The following is a 20122-nucleotide window of genomic DNA, read 5'->3' as shown; positions in this document are numbered from 1 at the left end:
CTACTTCAGTCTGAGGGGCAGCCCACTCACCAGAAAATAGACTTCATCAGCTTCAGCCGCAACGAGTTGATTCATCCGGCCCGCCACATCCCGAAATGACCGGCTGATCGCATCCCCGGGCACCAACCCGAGTCCTAACTCATTGCTGACCACGACAATCTGACCGGGACAGGCGCGAGCCGACCGAAGGAAGGCTCTGACATATGTTGGGACTTGCGAAGGTCGCACCTTATTTCGCAAGAGATTATTCAGCCACAGTGTTAAACAATCCACCACAATACTGGGATAGCCTGAACCCTGCTCGGCCAACCATTCGGAAATTCCGGTAGGCATTTCAATGGTCACCCAACCACGGCCCCGCGACCGCTGATGTTTCTGAATTCGACCGGCCATTTCCTGATCGAACGGCTCTCCCGTTGCGACGAATGCTCGAGGGGATTTGACCTTTCCCTGTTGCAAGGCAAAAGAACTTTTTCCCGACCGCGCCCCTCCAAGGACAAAAATCAGCTTTTTTAATGGCACATGAGTTTTCTTCTGGGCTAAGCGAGGACCGGAAACAGCTACCGGGGAAGAGAGCGAATCTCTCCCCGAACGCTGATGTGATTGTCGGACGGAACGCATGGCCTTACTCCTCCTCGCATCAAACTGTGCAATCATCCCGGTATACGCTCTGAGCACCGATACCCGAAAGGGGCCAACGTTACGTCTTTTGAGAGGTTGCCGGCTCCCGTTCCCACAGAAATTCAGCTTCTCCCTGTTTTTTTGTGACCCAGCGCGCAAACACAAACAACGCGTCACTCAGCCGATTGAGAAAAACGACCAATTCCTTGTCGATGGATTCTTCCTTCGACAGGGTGACGCAAAGCCGCTCAGCACGACGACAAATTGTACGGGCCACATGCAGTAAAGCGGCGAGTTGCCCCCCGCCAGGCAGAATAAATTCTTTCAAGGGGGTGAGATCTTTTTGGCACTCATCGATAAGATCTTCCAAGTGGGCGACATCTTCCGATGTCACCGTCGGCATATTCGGAAACGATTCACCCTGAGCTGTGGCGAGGATCCCGCCCAAATCAAACAATTTATTTTGCACCCACTTTAAGATAGGGCCCATACGCGCAGACACCTCAACATTCGTTGCGGCTTCTCCATTCGACACCCGAGCCAAACCAAGCATTGAATTCAATTCATCGACGGTGCCATAGGCTTCCACCCGGACGGAATCTTTCCAGACCTCCTGCCCCCCAGCCAATCGAGTTTTCCCCGCATCACCTGTACGGGTATACACTTTAGATATCCGCATTGTAGAAGTCTCCAGGAAAAAGTTGAATAATTGGCTTGGTCTTTAGTCGTGTAGGAGCTAAGAGAAATGTGATCACCATCGTATTGTTAATAATTATACGACCTTAAGACTTCAGCCTTCCTGCATCTCGCGATCCCTTCTGACACCGACGTATATACGGTGCGAGCAATCATTTCCCCAAGAATCGTGTGAAGGCCACAATGATCTTCTTCAATTTCACCGCTGGCCCCTACCACGAGACAATCGGTACCTGTGAGGTCCGCAAGAAGATTGGACTTGCGACTGGTGACACCGCTATCCCGAAACGCTGCAGTTTTTGCTGAGGAGGCAATATGTATCGCCTCGATTCGTCCGGCAATTGTGGGAAGAGCATTGGTCGCCATTACCACATTGACCGTTCCGGACGAAGAGGTTTGCTGTCCCAGCTCAACATCGGCATCGTCAAGGACGGAGCGGGCATTCGATAACCCGACCGTCGCGAGGACATGCACCCAGGCCCCCGATGCATAGAGAAAACGGTTGGCAAACGCACTCACAGTCGCAGCAGTCATTAATCCGATGGTCTCTTCCGGAATAAGAGAGTGGGCTTGAAATAAAACTCCCCAATCCTCCGCCGGCGTGGCCGCCGGGGAAGATCCGTTAAGGCCTACTTGTAAATTGGCGACCACGGAAGCGGAAGCTTCCCCACCATTCCAGGGCGCCCAACTTAGACACGTGAACATCCCTGGAAACCGAACAATCAGACAATTGGGTCGCAGATCGATTTGAAGTGGAGAGACCATCTCTTTACCCACTTAATTCCTCTCCGATTCCAAGCATACGACAACCGTCTTATCTGGCCTTGAGGTCAGGACCAGAATGGGCGGACTCATGACCACCGCGCTTTCCCCACCTCTCATAATGCACGAGTTCCTCAAGTGACATTCGTTTCCGCCATCCTGCTTTTTCAAGATCCGGTTGATGAGCAAAGCTTTTCACATATCCAACACACAAATAGGCAACGACCCAAACAGCTGGAGGAATGCCTAGGACTTTCTTTAAAAGGTCATAATCCAGGATGGACACCCAACCGACCCCAATACCCTCGGCTCGTGCCGCAAGCCAGAGGTTTTGAATGGCACAGCATGTACTATACAAATCGGTTTCGGGAGCCGTGGCACGACCTAACACGGAAGGGCCACCCCGGTCACGGGAACAGGTCACACAAATATTAACGGGAGCTTCCTGAATGCCCTCCAGCTTGAGCCCACGGTACAGATCGGCTTTCGGTCCTTCATACCGAAGAGCCGCCTCTTTATTCGCCTGAAGGAATAGGTCTTTCACGGCTTGTTTGGTCTCGGGGTGACGAATGACCAGAAAATCCCATGGCTGCATAAACCCCACGGAACCGGCATGATGAGAGGCCAATAACAGCCGTTGAAGGATAGTGTCGGGAATCGAATCAGAGAGGAAATCCCTGCGAACATCCCGTCGTTCAAATATCGCACGATAAACGGCCTCCCGCTCTTCAGCGGAAAAGCCCGTCCCGTTTTGAGAGATACTCTGTTTCAAAATTCGACTCCTTTTTGAGCCTTGATGCCATTGCGAAAGGGATGCTTAATCATCTTCATTTCCGAAACCAGGTCGGCGGCTTCGATAAGCTCCGGTTTCGCACCCCGTCCGGTAATGACCACATGGAGTGTGGGAGGACGCTGAGCTACGGCCTTCAGCACTTGTTCAAGCGAGACATATTCATGATGGATGGCAATATTCAGTTCATCCAGAATGACCATGCCAAAGGATGGGTCTTGAAGAAACTTTTCGACTTCTGCCCAAGCCATTTGAGCCACCTGTGCATCCCGTTCCCGATCCTGGGTTTCCCAGGTATACCCTTCACCCATTCGAAGAAATACCACCTGCTGACCAAAGCTCTTCAGTATTCGTTCTTCCGCAGTATCGATCGCCCCTTTGATAAATTGCACCATCGCCACGTTCATGCCATGTCCGAGGCATCGGATGGCCATGCCCAATGCCGCAGTGGTTTTTCCCTTGCCTGCACCCGTGTGGACCATCAAGAGACCCTTTTCTTCCTGTGCCGCAGCAATCCGTCGATCCACAGAGGCTTTTAACCGTTCCATGCGGGCCTGATGCCCTTGATCGCTCATAGTCTATTCCCTCTCATCGCAGTTGCACCCCTTGCCGATTCGACCAAAGCCACAGGGACATGAGGGTGACTGGAAAAATGTAAATGCGTATACAGGGCGATGACATTCCCGACCGTAATGCCATCCTCTCCCCGGTCCCGTCCCTGCGCATCGGTAAGATGGCCGAGATATTCCGGATCTCCCTCAGGGTGAAAGGTCGAATAGTGAAATTCATGCCCACGAATCCGCACTCCCTGGTCCCCAAGTAGTCCTCCGCAAGTCACGGTCAACTCACGGTACCCTAATGTCATCTGTGTCCGGCTCATGACCGTTTCAGCCGGGATCACTCCGACCATGTCGTACACCGTTCCATCAAAATCTCTGAGGGTATTTGCCAAATACATCAACCCGCCACATTCTGCATAGACTACTCCGCCCCTTGCTGCAAATGCCTGAATAGACTGACGCATGGCCATGTTCCGTTGTAACACGTCCGCGTAGATCTCCGGATAGCCTCCTCCCAGATACACCAGGTCCACATCGGGAAGTGACGGATCATGCATGGGAGAAAACCGGACCAACTCCGCACCCGCCTCTTCAAGGAGTTGGAGATTCTCCGGATAGTAAAAGCAAAAAGCCGGATCAAAAGCCACTCCGACTCTTACAGGTCGATTCACCGGCCTGGAGGCCTGAGCCGGCATGCCGGAATTCGTGACGGGCATTTCCGGACCGGCCTGAGCTAACTGTTCAACGCGAACCAAATCGATGGTTGCGGAAGCCAATTCACCAAGTTTGGCATACAATGCAGTACTGGAACCCTCCAAAGCCGTCCGTAATCCCAAATGCCGATCAGGAATAGTCACGTCCGAATCAGTGCGGAGATAACCCACAACCGGAATACCGGTTTCTTTTTCTACGGCCTCCTTTAATAACAGGAAATGGCCTTCACTGTTAAGCCGGTTAAATATCACACCGGCGACCTGCAAGGAAGAATCGAATTTTGCATAGCCATAGACCATTGCGGCTGCCGAGCGGGCCATGGCACTCCCATCCACAACCAGGAGAATCGGCGCGTTCAGTTGGTGAGCCAATTCAGCCGTGCTCCCTGTTTCCTTGACCGGAGAACTTCCATCAAAGAGACCCATCATGCCTTCAATGATCGAGAGGTCGGCTCCGTGAGCCGCCTCTTGAAAAATTGTTCGGTTCAATACTGCCCCGAGCATCCACCCGTCGAGGTTCCGGGATTCCCGGCCACTGGCCAACTGATGATGCCCTGGATCCAGAAAATCCGGCCCGACCTTAAACGGTTGAACCCTGCGACCCAGAGCCCGAAAGGCCGACAATAATGCTAACGTCACCGTGGTTTTGCCGACGCTACTCTGTGTGCCCGCAATGACGAGCCTCGGAAAGTTCATGAGTTTTCACTTGCGTTGGAAGTCTTTGATACCGGCAGGTCAAAGGTCACTCGAACGCCACCGAACACTGATCGCACCGGAGTGCCGAAGTACAGCACTTCTTCATAATGCCGGTTTAGGATATTATCCACGCGCACGTATCCTTGCAGGGAAGATGTTATGTCATACGACACGGAGAAGTTGATGACATAAAAATCCGGGAGTCGCTGTTGATCGCCGGTCGTATTAAACCGAGAACCCACATAGCGGAAGGTTGTGGTCATACTCAAGGGATTGATGGGTTGATATGTTAACACGACGCTGCCTTGATGAACCGGCCAGCGAGGCAGCCGGGCCCCTGTCTCCAGGTCTCTCGTGATCGTATAGGTGTATTGTCCCTGAAGGTCCAGCAACTTCATATAGTGAAGCTCTTCAGCCAGGACAAGTTTCGCGCTCCCCTCCCACCCCTGACTTTTAGCAGATCCCACATTTTGGGCACAGAACCCAAAAGGCGTGAAGGGTACACAGCCTGCAGGGTCAAACGCCGTGACAATCAGTTGTCGATAGCGATTCCAGAAATAGCCTCCACTCACGGTAAGACGCTTATCCCAAAACTCCTGATCAATACCGACATCGAAACTTTGACTTTTTTCCGGCTTGAGATTCGGATTTCCGAAATTCGGAAAAAATAATTCATTAATTGAAGGAGCTCGAAACCCGGTGGCATAACTGGTCCGGATTTTCGTGCCCGTTTCCTTAATACGATACGCCCCCGTCACACGATAGGTCGTCGCATCGCCAAAGGTATTATAGGAATCCTGCCGGAACCCCCCGGTGGCGAAAAACCGGTCAAACAGATTTAATTGGAGTTGCGCAAATCCGGCATGGCTTGAGAGGGTTTTTTCAGAAAACGTGCCTTTGTTTTCTCCCCGTTGTTCTCGATATTGATAGCCAACGGTCAAAAGAAGAGGCTTCCCAATTTTAAAATTACTCTGCCATTCAATTCGATTGCTTTTTGTTCGAATATCTGAATTGCCAAACGCGGCAGGGGTACTTTCCAATCCCGTGGTTATGCTGCGTTGATTATCCCCCGCCTGAGTGATTAACGTTTCCTGGGCATGCGCGAGGGTCATCTTCTGGTCCCACCAGTCGGTGATCGGTTGATGATAATTCCCGCTATAGATAAATTGTTCACCAGAGGACTGCGCTTTAAACACATCGAAGGGTCCGCCAAAGGTGCTGGCATTATCGAGGTCGATGTCGTTATTGATCCAGCGGAACGCCAATTCCAACCGCCCGTCCCACGGCCCCTTCACGCCAAGCAAAGAAGACGCCTGCCAATTGCGAAAGGCATCGCGCTCAACCGCTCCCCGCCGATAATTCACCGCTGAAAATTTGCTCATATCCCACCGCGTCAACGTGGCGGAAAAATCTACCGGACCCACTTGTCCGGCAAAACTCCCTCCTTCTCGAATAGAATTAAACGATCCATATTCTGAGAAGATTCTGGCGACCGGATCACCGGAACCGCGCTTGGTTCGGATGTCGACTACCCCACCGGCAGCATCAGAACCCCATAGCATGCTTTGCGCCCCACGTAAGACGGTCACGGATTCGATATTATCCGTGGTCACGGTACCAAAATTAAATTCCCCCAGTGTCGCACTGTTCACAATGGCCCCATCAATCAGCACCAATGTTTGAGCGGAACTCCCTCCACGAATCCTCACAGTATTATTCGTGCCTGGACCACCGGAGGAAAACGTCGCCAGACCTTGGCTTAAATTGAGCGCATCCACAAGCGTTCGACTGTGTCGGCGCTGCATACTCTCTTCTGTTATGACCTCAACTGCGCTCGTAACTTGGCTAAGAGGAACCGGCGTCTTAGTCGCCGTCACCACCATGGGGTCTAATTCCGTGACAGGCTCAGAATGTTGAGAATCCGCTGCAGAAACCATGATCGGAAAAAATAGAGTTATGACGAGTAATCCCAAACTCCGAAAACATCTGACGAAAAAACATGAATGCAGAAATCCTGAGAACATACTCCACCTCCCTTTCGCACGAAGGGGCCTTATGGAAGAGACTGATTGTCGGGTATCCTGACTTGCGGATTATCGCGTTTCTGCGCCTTCTCATGGACACCATGTCCACAATGGACTCTTGCAGAATTACTCCCCGCTTACAGTGGCGGCACCGTGCTGGATTTACACCAGCTTCCCCGTCACAACCGTCGTTTTTCTTCTAAATAACCCAACTCCTTTATTAAATGGTTTAGACTGACACCCACACACACAACACCATAAGACACGGCATTGGTACACTCCCTCACACCGGCAACGACACTCTGGGCAATCCTGATTGAGGATGACCATCTACCAGAACCTGACACCCGTAAACCGATTCCAACAGGTCAGGACGCAGGACTTCTAAAGGCGATCCAACCTCCGCAATCTGTCCATGGTGTAACAACATCAGTCGATCACAGTATTGACTGGCCAGGTTTAAATCATGAGACACCAGAATTACCGTGAGGCCACGCTCCCGATTCAGCCGCCGGAGAATTCTGGCAATATCCAACTGGTGGTGCAGATCCAAAAAGGCGGTGGGTTCGTCCAATAGCAATACCTGAGGCACCTGCGTAAGGGCACGAGCGATCACCGCCCGCTGACGTTCCCCTCCGGACACATCCGTAACAAGCCGCGAACCCAGATGGAGGACATCCAGATCTTCCATCGCCTGATGTGCAATTCGCCGGTCGTCGGAATCCTCCCAATGCCATCCACCCCAACCCCGATGATGGGGAAATCGTCCCATCAGAACCATTTCTGCAAGGGTAAAGGGGAAAATCTGCATGGTCTCTTGGGGAACCAACGCGACCTGTTTGGCCACCTCAACTTGGGACAGATGTGAGAGGGGATTCCCGAACAACTCAACGGTACCGGACCGGGGACGTAAAACCCGTGCAAGGAGCTTCAGTAAAGTACTTTTTCCGGAACCATTAGGGCCCAGAATACCAAGGATTTTTCCGGAATCAATCGAGCATGTGACGGCATTCAGTACCGACTCCGAGTGATCGTGGAAACGGGTGTCATAACCAAAGGTCACGTCTCGAAGAGAATACGCCGGTCCAGGGAGTAAATTTCCGGAGTTCATCATTACATCCCCACCCGCAGGCTACGAGTCGTGAGTAGGTATAAAAACACCGGTCCTCCCACCAGTGCCGTCACCACACCGACAGGAAATTCACTTGGACTCAAGGCTGTCCGCGCCACCGTATCGGCCAACATCAGAAACATGCCTCCTACAAATCCCGCAGCCGGGAGTAAAAGGCGATGATCTGCACTCAAAACCAGGCGGACGGCATGCGGCACGATCAGCCCCACAAACCCGATGATCCCGCTAAAACTCACAACCGCTCCGGTCAAAAGTGCCGCGGCAACAAACACCAGTTTTTTGACCCGCTCAACTTCCACCCCTAACGATCGGGCCGTTTCCTCTCCAAGAGTCAGAAGATTCAATGATTGCGCTTGCGTTGCCAAGATCACCAAACCCATTCCAAGATACAATCCCAGGACACCAAGTGTGGAATAGTCAGGCCCGGTTAACGATCCCATCAACCAGGCATACATCCCGAACGCCCGATTGGGATCAGCCACACTGGTCAGAAACATGATGAACGCGGAAAAAATCGCATTCAGCACAACCCCGGCCAACAATAACGTATAGATCGAAAAACCAAATCCCACGGATGAAATCCGATACATGATCACCAAAGACAGTAACGCCCCGGCAAAGGCACATACCGGCAAAGCCGACACACTCAAGACAGAAATCCCCACCCCAAACAACAGGGCAATCGCAGCCCCTAACGCCGCCCCGCTGGAGATCCCGATGATAAACGGATCGGCCAGGGGATTTCGCAACAAGGCCTGAAGTGCGACGCCAACCATCGCCAGACTGCCCCCAACGAAAAATGCCAATAGCAGCCGGGGCAAACGAACCTGAAGCAGAATGACCGTTGTCGGATCTGTCCCGGCACGAATGGTCCCGGTCCCCGGCAGTGATCCAACCAGAATGGACCATATCCGTGAGAAGGGAATCGCCTCGGTCCCAAAACCCAGACAGACGAGAAGTGCCACGACAGCCATTACACACGAGATACCCACAGACGCGAGCCAGCCACGGATCGTCAGCGTGGGTAATGATGATATCGCAAATGGCAAAGGCGGAGATCCCTGATCCCACTCACTCGACACCTTTGAAGGTGGGGAAATGGTGAATGGCGGAACTTTTGCCATGGGTTTCACCACCAGGGTCTTCTTCTTGGAATCGCTAAACACGACTGCGCAATCGATTCAGGAGCGGGAATAAGATGATGTGCCCCGTTGCCGAATCATGATGATCCAGGCGGGAGGCTTCAATTCGACATTTCATCCTGATTGACCTCCGGGTGCAGGATCTTCACTAATTCCTTCAGCCCTTCAATAATCCGTGGGCCGGGACGATTCAGGAGGTCGCTGTCCACTCGAAACAGCTTGCCGTGTTGGACTGCGGAAAGCGTTGTCCACCGTCGCCAGGAATCCTGTTCCGACTGGGGGATCCCTTCCTGCCGACCGGACGGAAAGAGGAGGATATCCGGATTTTGTCGCAGGACTTCTTCCATTGTCAGACGTGGATACGGTGCGCTCGTCTGATCCGCCGCATTTCTGCCACCCGCCAGTTCAATGAGACGGTGAATAAAACTACCGGGGCCCACGGTGATCAAGGGTTCGGAATTCAAGACATACAACAATGAGGGACGAGGCAGGTCCGCCAATCGAATTGATAAATGGCTTAATTGCTTCCGCATGAGGGCCGCCTGGGCATTCGCTTCTTCAGAATGGCCTACCATGCGCCCCAACAACTGAATGTGGGCGAAAATGTCTTCAACCGTATGCGGATCAAAAATAAAGGTGGGAATCTTCAATTGTTCCAATTTATTGAGTAGATCCACACGCAGGAACGATCGAGGCGCCAAGACCAACTGTGGTTGCAGACCCACAATTCTCTCAAGATTGGGAGTGGCATAACCCACCTTCGGCTTGGTCAAGGCCTCGGAAGGGAAATCGCAGAATTCGGTCACCCCCACAATCTCCTCATTCAACCCGATGGCAAACAGAATTTCCGTGACACTTGGGGCAAGGGAGACAATACGCTGAGGAGTTTTGGCCAGATAGAGCTTTCGGCCAAGATCATCGACAAACGTCCGTGGAGCCACATTGGCCATGAAGGGCATACCCGTTAAAATACCCTGTTGGCGCCGTTTCATCATCTCTCCCTCAAAGGCCAACACCACATCACCCGAACACGCGCAGTGAAAGATCGCCCACCAGCCCACGATTCCGAAGACCAAATGGCGAACACATTGGCTCAAAATAAAAAATCCCCAAGGCTTACACAACCTTGAGGATTGCACCCGATTCTTCATCCTCACCACTTCCCCAGCCCACGAGGGAACATTGGTCTTGGAACGAATGAGGTATTCTGGCTCCTGAGTGAGTAACCTACTATCCGCGCCTTCCCATCCGAATATCACGACCAGATTCGGACAGTGGCTTTCGCGGGGTTCGTCCTCAGTTACAGCGGCGGGACCGCGCGGGAATTGCACCCGCTTCCCATCATCCATTCCGCATATGTTTTGGGAGAATGTAGGAGGGACGGAGCCGCTTTGTCAAGAAATCGCATTGCAGGAATTGTCGGCCTACATTGGGTTACCTGTTTTAACGATCCCTCCAAACCGGCCTTTGCAATCCACCCACACCTATAGGAAGCTCCTGAACTCAACCGGCTCACGAATGGATGATTCCATTTCAGCTCGCCAGTGACGACACCTTGCCCTGCGCATTATGATTCAAGCAGTGGTGGATGCAAAGACGCACAGATTCACAGGTCAGGTTTCTGACGAAACAGATCCTTCCATGGTGTCAGGACGTTGGAGGATGAAGTTAAACTCTCCTCCTATCAAAAGAGTCAAACCACAGACATACAGCCACATCATCAGGATAATCACTCCGGTAATGGGTCCATAGACCGCGTTGTAATTAATGAAATTTTCCACATAAAATTTCAGCCCCAGGGATAGGATAATCCAGAGAAAAACCGCAAGCATGGAGCCCGGCTTCATCCACTGCCATTCATGATCGCTGTTCGGCGCCCAATAATAGACCAGGTTAATAGCCATCAGCATAAGAAACACAATGATCGGCCACTGCAACAGGGGCCAGCCTAGCGTTGACCACCATTCCAAGCCCGTCACCGCTGTTACCCATTGACTCACCTCTTCACCGGCCAGAATCAAGATTAACGAGGTGATAAAAAACACCGCAGCGCCTAGCGTCAGCAGGACGGCAGTCATCCCGGCTTTCCAAATCGGTCGGGTTTCTTTTACCCCATAAACAGCATTTAACGTATTAATAATCGCCATCATTCCCCAGGAAGCCGCCCACAGTGAACCGAGAAGACTCAGGGAAAACAGTCCCCCCCCACTGCCCTGAATCATCTGTTCGACGTAGCGTTCAACGAGAACCAAGGATTCTGCGGGAAGCACTTCCCGGGCGTATGGCATGACATTGGGCACGACCACCTGTCTGGGTAACATGCCAATGAGCGCCGTCACTCCCAACATGGCGGGAAATAACGCTAATAAAAAATAAAATCCCAGTTGTGCCGCCCGTCCAAACACATCGTCTTCGCATGAGGCGACCCACACCTCTTTCGCCAATGCCCACCAACTCCCGGGCCTTCTGCGCCAAGCCGATTTATGATTGCCCGGCCCCGGCTCATCAAGTTTCCATAAAAATTTTTGATCGTACCTCATCGGTGTGTATTATACCCCATACTCGGATATGATCGGAGTAGGACAGGCTTCTAAGAAAATCCACACCTCTTCATTTCGATGTATGGGGCCGGTCTGGAGAAGAATTGTCTAACCCCAATGCCGAAAAAATGAGATTCACATCAAGATGGGCCTCTAGATGGTCAGCCCAACGATTCAATGCCTGTGACATTCGCTGTGAGACCTCCTCTGAAATTTCTAGGCCAAGGGGAGCGAGACCCTTGCGAACCCGCACCCGATTCAACCATTGACGACGAAATTCCGGTTGGTCAAAGACCCCATGAATGTAGGTCCCCCAGACGCGCCCGTCCAGACTCATCGCTCCATCGACCCTTGATTCTGGCTCATCACCAGAACGTGGCACCTGACCCGTAAGAATCCGAAAGCAGGATGAAGTGGGATTCACAGTCCTCGTGTCACCCATATGAATTTCATACCCCTCAATCACATATTCATGCCCCCAGGACTCCGGTAAGGAGCGGGCACGGACTTGCACGGTTGTTTTGTGAGCAAGCAGTTCAGTCTCGACCTCCAGCAACCCTAATCCTTTCGTCGAACCGCCGGTTTCCACATGCTGTGGATCCGTGATCTCTTTGCCTAGCATCTGAAATCCACCACAGACACCCATCATCTCGTTTCCACGTTGGACATGCGCCATAAGTGCCTCTTCGAATCCAACCTTGCGGAGATATTCCAAATCGGCAATCGTCGTTTTGCTTCCCGGCAGAATAACGGCATCCGCTCCATGAAGCTCCTGGGGTGACGCCACGAAGCGAAGTGCCACATCCGGTTCCGCAGCCACCTGATTGAAATCCGTAAAGTTACTCATATGAGGCAGCAACACCACTGCGATATTGACGGTATCTGCTTCGAAAGGCGTCTTTCGCAATCGATCAATATCCACGCTGTCCTCTTGATCCAAATCCAGATTGCGCAGATACGGCAACACGCCTAACACCGGGACGCCCGTGCGTTCTTCTATGATGGTGACACCATCTTCAAACAGGGTCAGATCCCCTCGAAACTTATTAATGACAACCCCGATCACCCGCTGCCGTTCTTCCGACGCTAATAAATCCATTGTCCCGATGACCTGCGCAAACACGCCCCCCCGATCGATATCCGCCACCAACACCACTGCCGCATCGGCCATCTCGACCATCGGCCAGTTCACAATATCGCGATCCCGCAGATTCATTTCTGCGGCACTCCCCGCCCCTTCAATCACCATCACGTCGTACTGCTTGGACAGCCGGTCATAACTCCCCTTCACAAATTCAAACAAATTGGATTTCCGCTCGAAATAATCCCGGGCTTTCTCACTTCGCCACACTTGCCCTTGAACAATCACTTGAGATTTAGCGTCGGCTTCCGGCTTCAGCAAAATCGGATTCATGTCCACATGCGGAGCCAACCCACAAGCCTGAGCCTGAAGCACTTGAGCCCGTCCCATCTCTCCTCCATCCGTCGTGACAAAGGAATTCAGCGACATATTTTGTGCTTTAAACGGCGCCACGCTGACTCCAGCCCGATGCAATAATCGGCACAAGCCGGCCGTGACCAGACTTTTTCCCACATCGGAGCCTGTACCCAATATCGCTAAGGCACGTTTCATGTATGCCCTCTTCTTCGGAATAAGTGCAACCACGTCCTTTAAGTGTGCGGCATGGTATAGAACACCGCTCGGGACAACGTTGCTCAATCAGCCTACTCAGTCAGTTCTTTCAGGTCGTTCCGGGGTAATTGCCGCCGCCCAATTGCCGGAGCCCGGAGAGTTCAGATAAGCCGTTCCGCCGCCTTGCATATGTTGTTCGGGTCCCCATTCACCTGTGGCAATTTCGATCCAACGGACCACCAGCGGCTCTGTTGTGCTGGACACATCGATTCGCACTCCACCGCCAACGGGCAGGTAGAGGGCGAATGCATGGCCCTTGTCGGCAGCCAGGTACGCATGATTCGGTTTCTGGACTGAAAGCAATTCGTTTGCGGGCTCCACGGTCCACAATGGTATGTGCGACTCCAGCTTTCTCGCCCCACGAATACTGGCCACGGCCTTGTCATTGAGTCCCAGTCCTGCCGTAGGGCGATGAAAACGAATGGACGCGGCCCCGGCCAACAGATTCCGCCAGAAGCGTTCGATTCCATCCTGGTCGTTGCCGAAGCGATTACCGGTGGCGCCATAGGTCTTGGTCGTATTGATGGGTCTCGGATGTTTGGCCAGAGAATGCCGCGTACGGAGAAATTGGTCCCAATGCTTTTGTCCTCTCTGGTGATTGTTTTGCGAGACGTCGACGAAGTCGTATACCTCCGGATGATCGAATGTTCGCCTATGGATCTCGGCGGTAATATCCTTATTCTCCCACATCTCGGTGACAAAGATCCTTTTGTTTTCCTTGTCCGCGCGATGTTTGAGGTAGGTCGCCCAGTAACGGCTCCATTCTTCCTCCCCATTTGTTTCGTTGTCCATGCAATAGAGCACATGACCATATCGCAGGGTATATTCCAGCATCTTATCGACAAATCGTTGTTGGTACCGCAAAACCACACGGTTGTTTCGCTGCCTTGGCGTCGTAAAGAAGAACGGTTGTTTGTTTTGATGAGGCGTTTCGGAATAACGCTCCGCCAATCCGGATTTTTCGGCTGTGTAATTGATATTATTCCGGGAGTTGTACGGCTGAATGTGCCAGGTGTCGCCCATGTAGTCAAAAGGGTCCCAAATCTCGATTTGCACGATGATGCCGCGATTGGCCGTTTCTTGAAGCATCCGGTCGAAGAGTGCCCAGTACTCGTCATTCCACTGCTCTAAATCATACCGGCCATCTTTCACCTGTTTAAACGGGAAGACCTCAAAACCCCGATCCTGCCGGCTGCTCATCGTATTTCGGATGACATTGCCACCAGCGTCCGCCAACCGATCAAGCTGCGCAAGAAGAGCTTTTTCCGGCCATTGAAACAGACTGTCGTCATCACTTCCCCCTAACAGCAACACCGGTTCTCCGTGATCACTCCAATACCAGGGATTTTTGGTCCACGGTTGCAACACAGGCTCGGCCGATACGACACTGACCCAAAAAATTATTACCAGCAAAAAGACATAGCTCATCGAACTTCTACATTTCATATGCCCCTCCTGCCACCATGACTCTTTCTGTTTTTGGTTACCATTCAACTGCAATCCACCTACTTTCAGGGATGGAAGCCCTATGGTACAGTGACTTCTTTCATAAACGCGAACCACAACCATGGCGGTCATAATGCACTCACACCAACGGTCTTGTCGCACCCTACTGAATTGTTTCGCAGCAGTCCTCTGCTGGTCCCTGATCATTCTGACAACAGCCCGGGCTGAGCTCCCCGCAAAATCCCCATCAAGCACGTCGCTCGACAGCCAACCCGGCACCCTGCAACATGTGCTTGGAAGCAAGAGATTACGGGTGGGTGTCTCGTTATTTCCCCCCTGGACCCTCAAGGACAGCAATGACCAATTAACGGGCTTTGAAATTGATATCGCCCGTCAATTAGCCAAAGACCTCGGAGTCCAAGCAGAGTTCCATGTCTTCGAATGGCAGAATATTGTACCGGCTCTCCTGGATCGGAAGATCGATATTATTACGGCCGGCATGGTCATTACTCCGCAACGTGCCCTGAAGGTCAACTTCAGCGACCCTTATGATTCTGCCGGGATCGGACTGGTCACCAATATTCCGTTAACGAAAACTTTTCGTGGCCCCCAGGACCTGAATCAACCGGAGGTCGTCATCACCGCCGTGACCGGAACCGTGTCGGAAGATCTTGCCCGTCGGGTATTTCCAAAAGCCACAATTAGAACCTTTGCCTCCAGCCAGGATGCCATACAGGCCCTTACAAGCGGAAAGGTACATGGCTACGTCGAGCACGAGCCAATTACGACCTTTGTGGCCCTGGAACATCCCAAAACCGTGGATGAACCATTATCGAAACCGTTGCTCGAGACCAAGACGGGGTTTGCGGTCAACAAAGGAGACCCCGACTTCATTCACTTTCTCAACGCGTGGATTATCAGCCATAACGCCGATACCTGGCTGGACTCCGCCCACAAATACTGGTTCGAAGGAGTTGAATGGAGAAAGCATGTGGGCACGAACCCATGACGAGCGCAGAACGGTTCCTGGTTGAGGGACCACCTTCTTTCTCCTTAGGGTTCATAGGCATGTTTCTCCTCCTTCCAGCACTGCTCGCAGCGGCTGCCCTTGAACAATCCGGCACCCAGCTGTCGCTCCCGGATGAAGACTCCTACCGATCTCCTCTCTCGGAAAACCTCCTCGAATCCAACCGGTGGAGGATTCCACAAGAAGAGAAACGGGACTGGCGATTACCACCTCCCCCTCCTCCCGTTGGCTGGCGAACCCCGCAATCCGCGGAATCGAAAACATCCCCCTCCCGACGAACCATTGAGCTATTTCCTCGATACCAGCCAGGGAATTCATCTGATTATGATATGATCGAACGGGAGGAAAAACCGTTGATTAAAATGTTTGAATTCGGGTCGAAATAGTTTTTGCACTCCCGCCCCCATTCACCTCTTCGGTGTTTGCCCTTGGCACCATAAAACAGGCAGAATTGACCATATGAAGCATCGACCTACCCTCCACATTCAGCAAGGATACACCTCGGCCTCACCCCTTCCCACGCAGGTCGTCGCCAGCGAAGAATTTCTTCCGCCCCCGCAGTCCATCAAACAAAGTCAGGTCGAGTGGCTGATCCACCAAAGCAGCAAGCGGCTGAGCAGCCGGCTCGGCATGAACCGGCGTGATTTCCTCAAAACCACCGGTGGAATGGCACTGGCATTTTTGGCCATGAATCAGGTGTTTGGAAAGTTCTTCGATGTGCTTGACGTTGAAGCGGCGGAACCCCAAGCGGTTCAGGCACGCAAAGGGAACATTCCGTTCATCTTCGATGTGCAAACCCACTACGTCAGCTCCTCCTTCAACCAGCCGGGTTGGAAAGAAGGACTTCTGAACCTGCGACGGCGGGCAAAAGAGATGGGCCTGAATCCCAAGCTCTCCGGCGATCGTGGAACGATCGAAGACCTGAGCCTGGAAAACTACATCAAAGAAGTGTTTCTGGACAGCGACACTTCTATCGGGCTCATCAGTACTCCGCCTGGGCCCTATCCATGGGAAGCCGTCGTCCCGCCTAAAGAAATGACGCACATCCGTGATGAAATTAACCGTCTCACCGCTTCCCAACGCATGCTCGCCCATGGGCTGGTCATGCCCCAGTTAGGCAAGGTCGATCTTGATTACATGGATCAGCAAGCGGAGACGTTCAAGGTCGATGCCTGGAAATGTTATACCGGCTCGCCGCCGAAGGGCTTCGAGCATGGGTGGTGGCTGAACGATGAAAAAATCGCCTACCCCATGCTGGAAAAAGCGCAGGCCCTCAACATCACCAACGTTTGCGCGCATAAAGGTCTGCCGCTCGGCCCGGTGCCCGATTACAACCATCCACGCGACATTCTCCAGGCCGCGAAAGATTTTCCCAAACTGAATTTCCTGATCTACCATTCCGGATTTCTAGGCACTTCTCGCATCAATCTTGACGAAGCTAAAAAAGGTGAAATTCCCTGGACCAGCGAATTTTGCCGTTTAAAACATAAGCAACAAAAACTCAACAATGTGTATATGGAAATGGGCTCGACATTCGGTCAACTCGTCATTACCGAACCCGTCGTCTGCGCCCACCTGCTCGGACAGATTCTTTCGGCATTCGGAGAAGAGCATCTCATCTGGGGAACGGATTCAATTTGGTATGGCACGCCTCAATGGCAGATCGAAGCCTTCCGGCGGTTTCAAATTCCTGAAGAACTTAAGGACAAGTACCACTACCCTGCCTTGACCAAAGCACTCAAGGCCAAAGTCTTTGGTCTCAATGCGGCTAAACTGTTTAAGGTAGATGTCGAAGCCACACGGAAGGACGTCCCGAAGGATTATCTCAGCCACATCAAAATGGCCTACCTGGATGAAGGCCCATCCCCCAGCCACCACGCGTATGGATGGGTGACTACCTAATTCATATTCTTTAGTGTCCTAATTCCTAAAAACAAATTAATTTTTAGTTATAAACTATTCCCTTCTTGAATTAAAAAACATATTTTCAAATCTTCGCCCCTCATCACCGACAATATGTTGATTCCACCAAGATCGGGGAATCTCAATGTCAAATTTGGCCTTTAAATCAGTGAGAATTTCCCTGCCTAACTCATAACAAAACTCATGAAGGCCAGATGAATTTACTGGGTCCCAATATGCCTTATAAGAACCTTTTAATTTGGATACAGGGAATTTTCTATAAAAAGGATTCGGGACAGGATATCGGCATTCCAAATATGATTTTTCAATAGCTTGCAAAATTATGGCTCCCGTAAGGCCAACATTTTCATCAATCACATCATACTTTTTATCTAACATGAGTTGAACTTTGCCTTGACCGATATAATCTTTAATTTCTTCAACTAAAAATCCAACCTTATGACGCATCTCTTTTGCTAAATCATTAACTTTTCCTTTTGCTTCCTCAATTGCTAAGCCTTCATATTCCGTCCTTTTCACCGCTAACAAATACCCTTTGCAAAACATTTCCAATCCCATGGCATTTAAAAATGGTTCATGACGCGAAAATTTATCTAATTCACCAACCCTAAAAGACAGAAAAAAATCCTCGATTCCCATCGTCAGCCAATCAAGGACAACCGAATTGACATCAATTAATTCTGATTTAACCATGAGAATCTAATCAAATTTCACTGGTAGGGGCACATACACTCTTTTCGATTCCTTAATTCGGCCTTCGTGAATTGGGACCAGGCGCTCATAATGCGGAGTTGATCGACTGACAGATCCGACTTTTTGACAACCTCCACCTTACAACTATTATATACTTTTTGGTCATTTTCATTCAGGGAACCCCCGGTGACCTCAACCTGGTTCTATTCCCAATCAATCAGGAGTGCTAAATTAAGGATGCCATGGTTCTTCCGAAATTCTCACATTCCAACTCAAGGCAACCATAAAATTTCAGCATTTGTGAATCGTCTCTGCTTATGATTAAATTAAATAGTCGGGAATGTCATCCTTCCTCTCACCTGTGAGGTGACCCATGGCGACACGACGGTACTCACGGATTTCAACTCTCCTCCTGATCTTTGCCGCATGCCTGGGGTTGAGCTTGACGGCTGGCATTGTTCAGGCACAGCTCGAAACTGAACCTCACCCGCTGGACACCTTCATAAAAGGGATCACCAATTTTTCTCAACCCACGGGTATCCGGGGCACCGTGCGTTATATTGAAAAGGACCGGCAGACACTCTGGTTGAATTGGGAACAACGTTCGGATGAAAGACCGTTGTTTGACTCAGGATGGAAGCTCGTCCCCGGGGATGCCACCTTAGCCGTCCAACCCCGGGATCCCGAGCAATGGGAAAAACTGTCAACCCTTTCAAAAGGGCTGCCTCTGGAACTGGTCGTCCAGGACGACGGCAAAGGTCACCGCCATATTCTCTCCTACGAGGATATTTCCGGCCCTCCGAAAATCCCGCTGTAGATCGAGTTCCGCACCTATCGGACACCCAATGCCCCCATGAAAATCCGATGCGGTTATCCGGCTACATCCGGGCTTCGTCGTGTTCGATGAGACTCAACCATGTGGTGATATGTGAAAGGGACTCCACCGACACACCACGTTTTTTCGCCAGACCGGCTTTATACTCGTCGAAGGCTTTCTGCGCCATTGGAGCTTTCGGGCCGAATGTCAGCACCATGTCATTCCATTCGGCTTTTTCCGCATCGCTCAGGCTTTTCCCGTTAGATTTCACCCAGTCGGCAATCTCTGCATCCGTCCCGCCTTGCAGTACCCGCTTTTCAAAATCCTCTCCTTTGATTTCCAATTTATCCAACAAATATTTATCGAAGCCGACGGTGAGATAATTGTAATCTTGGATCTGTCCGGCATTCCGCATCCGGACTTTGTCGATGAGCCGTCCCAGATGGCAAAGCCCGTCGACTTGTTCTTTTGGACTGCGTGGATACTGTGCTGTGGTCATGATGCCTCCTTATAATATTAGTGCTTAGACATAGTCTACCGAAATGCGTATTGAACTGGTTATACCTTGTGAAAGGGACAAAACGAAAGAGCCAATGATTTTCGTCTTGTGACCACCCGTAGCGAACAATCGACATCTAGTCCCGTCTTTTTGTGAAGTTAGATGCTTCGCCCGACTCAGAGGCTGGCACCCGCCTCAGTTATCTGTTTGTCATATATGGACTCCCCCTTGTTTGCAAGCAGGAATTTATTCTGATGAGAGAAGGGTCTGCGGTCATATATCCGGCTTCGTGAGGGAACGGTCTTCGTTCCGAGCCATGATGGTTGTCGCGCGGCAGCTCCTCTGCAT

Annotated in this window: 19 protein-coding genes and 2 riboswitches; of the genes, 4 read left to right on the top strand and 15 right to left on the bottom strand. The window is 51.5% G+C overall.

Going from position 1 to position 20122, the window contains the following annotated elements:
• The 13 genes from cobU to ACTRXD_RS21070 all read right to left on the bottom strand — a co-directional run bounded on the left by cobU (position 1) and on the right by ACTRXD_RS21070 (position 14815).
• A complete protein-coding gene (gene cobU, locus ACTRXD_RS21130; RefSeq protein ID WP_442433758.1) occupies positions 1 to 621 on the bottom strand; it encodes a bifunctional adenosylcobinamide kinase/adenosylcobinamide-phosphate guanylyltransferase in 621 nt (206 codons plus the stop codon).
• 79 nt (positions 622 to 700) lie between these two features.
• Positions 701 to 1300: a cob(I)yrinic acid a,c-diamide adenosyltransferase gene (locus tag ACTRXD_RS21125; RefSeq protein ID WP_442433757.1), complete on the bottom strand. Its 600-nt coding sequence runs from the start codon at positions 1298 to 1300 to the stop codon at positions 701 to 703.
• Between the two features lie 86 nt (positions 1301 to 1386).
• Complete coding sequence (locus tag ACTRXD_RS21120) at positions 1387 to 2094, bottom strand: adenosylcobinamide amidohydrolase (protein WP_442433756.1); 708 nt, start codon at positions 2092 to 2094, stop codon at positions 1387 to 1389.
• 37 nt (positions 2095 to 2131) lie between these two features.
• On the bottom strand, positions 2132 to 2851 hold the full coding sequence (gene bluB, locus ACTRXD_RS21115) for a 5,6-dimethylbenzimidazole synthase (RefSeq protein ID WP_442433755.1): 720 nt from the start codon (positions 2849 to 2851) through the stop codon (positions 2132 to 2134).
• Entirely contained in the window at positions 2848 to 3444 is a 597-nt protein-coding gene (cobO, locus tag ACTRXD_RS21110) for a cob(I)yrinic acid a,c-diamide adenosyltransferase (protein WP_442433754.1), read from the bottom strand. Before cobO ends, bluB begins: the two co-directional genes overlap by 4 nt.
• Entirely contained in the window at positions 3441 to 4838 is a 1398-nt protein-coding gene (locus tag ACTRXD_RS21105) for a cobyrinate a,c-diamide synthase (protein ID WP_442433753.1), read from the bottom strand. The genes cobO and ACTRXD_RS21105 overlap by 4 nt, the downstream gene beginning before the upstream one ends.
• The gene (locus ACTRXD_RS21100; RefSeq protein WP_442433752.1) at positions 4835 to 6721 is read right to left on the bottom strand and encodes a TonB-dependent receptor plug domain-containing protein; all 1887 of its coding nucleotides are present in this window, start codon (positions 6719 to 6721) and stop codon (positions 4835 to 4837) included. The genes ACTRXD_RS21105 and ACTRXD_RS21100 overlap by 4 nt, the downstream gene beginning before the upstream one ends.
• A gap of 171 nt (positions 6722 to 6892) precedes the next feature.
• Positions 6893 to 7085: riboswitch (cobalamin riboswitch) on the bottom strand.
• A gap of 60 nt (positions 7086 to 7145) precedes the next feature.
• Positions 7146 to 7976: an ABC transporter ATP-binding protein gene (locus tag ACTRXD_RS21095; protein WP_442433751.1), complete on the bottom strand. Its 831-nt coding sequence runs from the start codon at positions 7974 to 7976 to the stop codon at positions 7146 to 7148.
• Positions 7976 to 9118 (bottom strand): FecCD family ABC transporter permease, encoded by a 1143-nt coding sequence (locus tag ACTRXD_RS21090; RefSeq protein ID WP_442434043.1) that lies wholly within the window; start codon positions 9116 to 9118, stop codon positions 7976 to 7978. The genes ACTRXD_RS21095 and ACTRXD_RS21090 overlap by 1 nt, the downstream gene beginning before the upstream one ends.
• Before the next feature lie 119 nt (positions 9119 to 9237).
• Positions 9238 to 10287: an ABC transporter substrate-binding protein gene (locus tag ACTRXD_RS21085; protein WP_442433750.1), complete on the bottom strand. Its 1050-nt coding sequence runs from the start codon at positions 10285 to 10287 to the stop codon at positions 9238 to 9240.
• 50 nt (positions 10288 to 10337) lie between these two features.
• A riboswitch (cobalamin riboswitch) is annotated at positions 10338 to 10476 on the bottom strand.
• 273 nt (positions 10477 to 10749) lie between these two features.
• Entirely contained in the window at positions 10750 to 11676 is a 927-nt protein-coding gene (locus ACTRXD_RS21080) for a YihY/virulence factor BrkB family protein (protein WP_442433749.1), read from the bottom strand.
• A 70-nt stretch (positions 11677 to 11746) separates the two neighbouring features.
• Positions 11747 to 13309 carry a cobyric acid synthase gene (locus ACTRXD_RS21075; RefSeq protein ID WP_442433748.1) on the bottom strand — a complete coding sequence of 521 codons (1563 nt, stop codon included), beginning with the start codon at positions 13307 to 13309 and terminating at the stop codon, positions 11747 to 11749.
• A gap of 96 nt (positions 13310 to 13405) precedes the next feature.
• Positions 13406 to 14815 (bottom strand): hypothetical protein, encoded by a 1410-nt coding sequence (locus tag ACTRXD_RS21070; protein ID WP_442433747.1) that lies wholly within the window; start codon positions 14813 to 14815, stop codon positions 13406 to 13408.
• Positions 14816 to 14948: 133 nt separating this feature from the next.
• Here ACTRXD_RS21070 and ACTRXD_RS21065 point away from each other — a divergent pair, with 133 nt between their 5' ends.
• The 3 genes from ACTRXD_RS21065 (at position 14949) to ACTRXD_RS21055 (ending at position 17744) form a co-directional block, all read left to right on the top strand.
• Positions 14949 to 15824, top strand: coding sequence for a transporter substrate-binding domain-containing protein (locus ACTRXD_RS21065; protein ID WP_442433746.1), 876 nt, complete (start codon positions 14949 to 14951; stop codon positions 15822 to 15824).
• The gene (locus ACTRXD_RS21060) at positions 15794 to 16228 is read left to right on the top strand and encodes a hypothetical protein (protein ID WP_442433745.1); all 435 of its coding nucleotides are present in this window, start codon (positions 15794 to 15796) and stop codon (positions 16226 to 16228) included. Before ACTRXD_RS21065 ends, ACTRXD_RS21060 begins: the two co-directional genes overlap by 31 nt.
• 73 nt (positions 16229 to 16301) lie before the next feature.
• Positions 16302 to 17744 carry an amidohydrolase family protein gene (locus ACTRXD_RS21055; protein WP_442433744.1) on the top strand — a complete coding sequence of 481 codons (1443 nt, stop codon included), beginning with the start codon at positions 16302 to 16304 and terminating at the stop codon, positions 17742 to 17744.
• A 54-nt stretch (positions 17745 to 17798) separates the two neighbouring features.
• Here the strand turns inward: ACTRXD_RS21055 and ACTRXD_RS21050 are convergent, their stop codons facing one another.
• Entirely contained in the window at positions 17799 to 18458 is a 660-nt protein-coding gene (locus tag ACTRXD_RS21050) for a hypothetical protein (protein WP_442433743.1), read from the bottom strand.
• A gap of 373 nt (positions 18459 to 18831) precedes the next feature.
• Here ACTRXD_RS21050 and ACTRXD_RS21045 point away from each other — a divergent pair, with 373 nt between their 5' ends.
• Entirely contained in the window at positions 18832 to 19275 is a 444-nt protein-coding gene (locus ACTRXD_RS21045) for a hypothetical protein (RefSeq protein WP_442433742.1), read from the top strand.
• A gap of 61 nt (positions 19276 to 19336) precedes the next feature.
• Here ACTRXD_RS21045 and ACTRXD_RS21040 read toward each other — a convergent pair whose 3' ends face one another.
• Positions 19337 to 19774, bottom strand: coding sequence for a DUF5069 domain-containing protein (locus tag ACTRXD_RS21040; RefSeq protein ID WP_442433741.1), 438 nt, complete (start codon positions 19772 to 19774; stop codon positions 19337 to 19339).
• Between the last annotated feature and the right edge of the window lie 348 nt (positions 19775 to 20122).

It is taken from the genome of Nitrospira sp. T9, assembly GCF_052156535.1.
Classification (GTDB): Bacteria; Nitrospirota; Nitrospiria; order Nitrospirales; family UBA8639; genus Nitrospira_E.
Note: the sequence above shows the minus strand (reverse complement) of the source record. Positions and strands in the feature narration are given on the sequence as shown.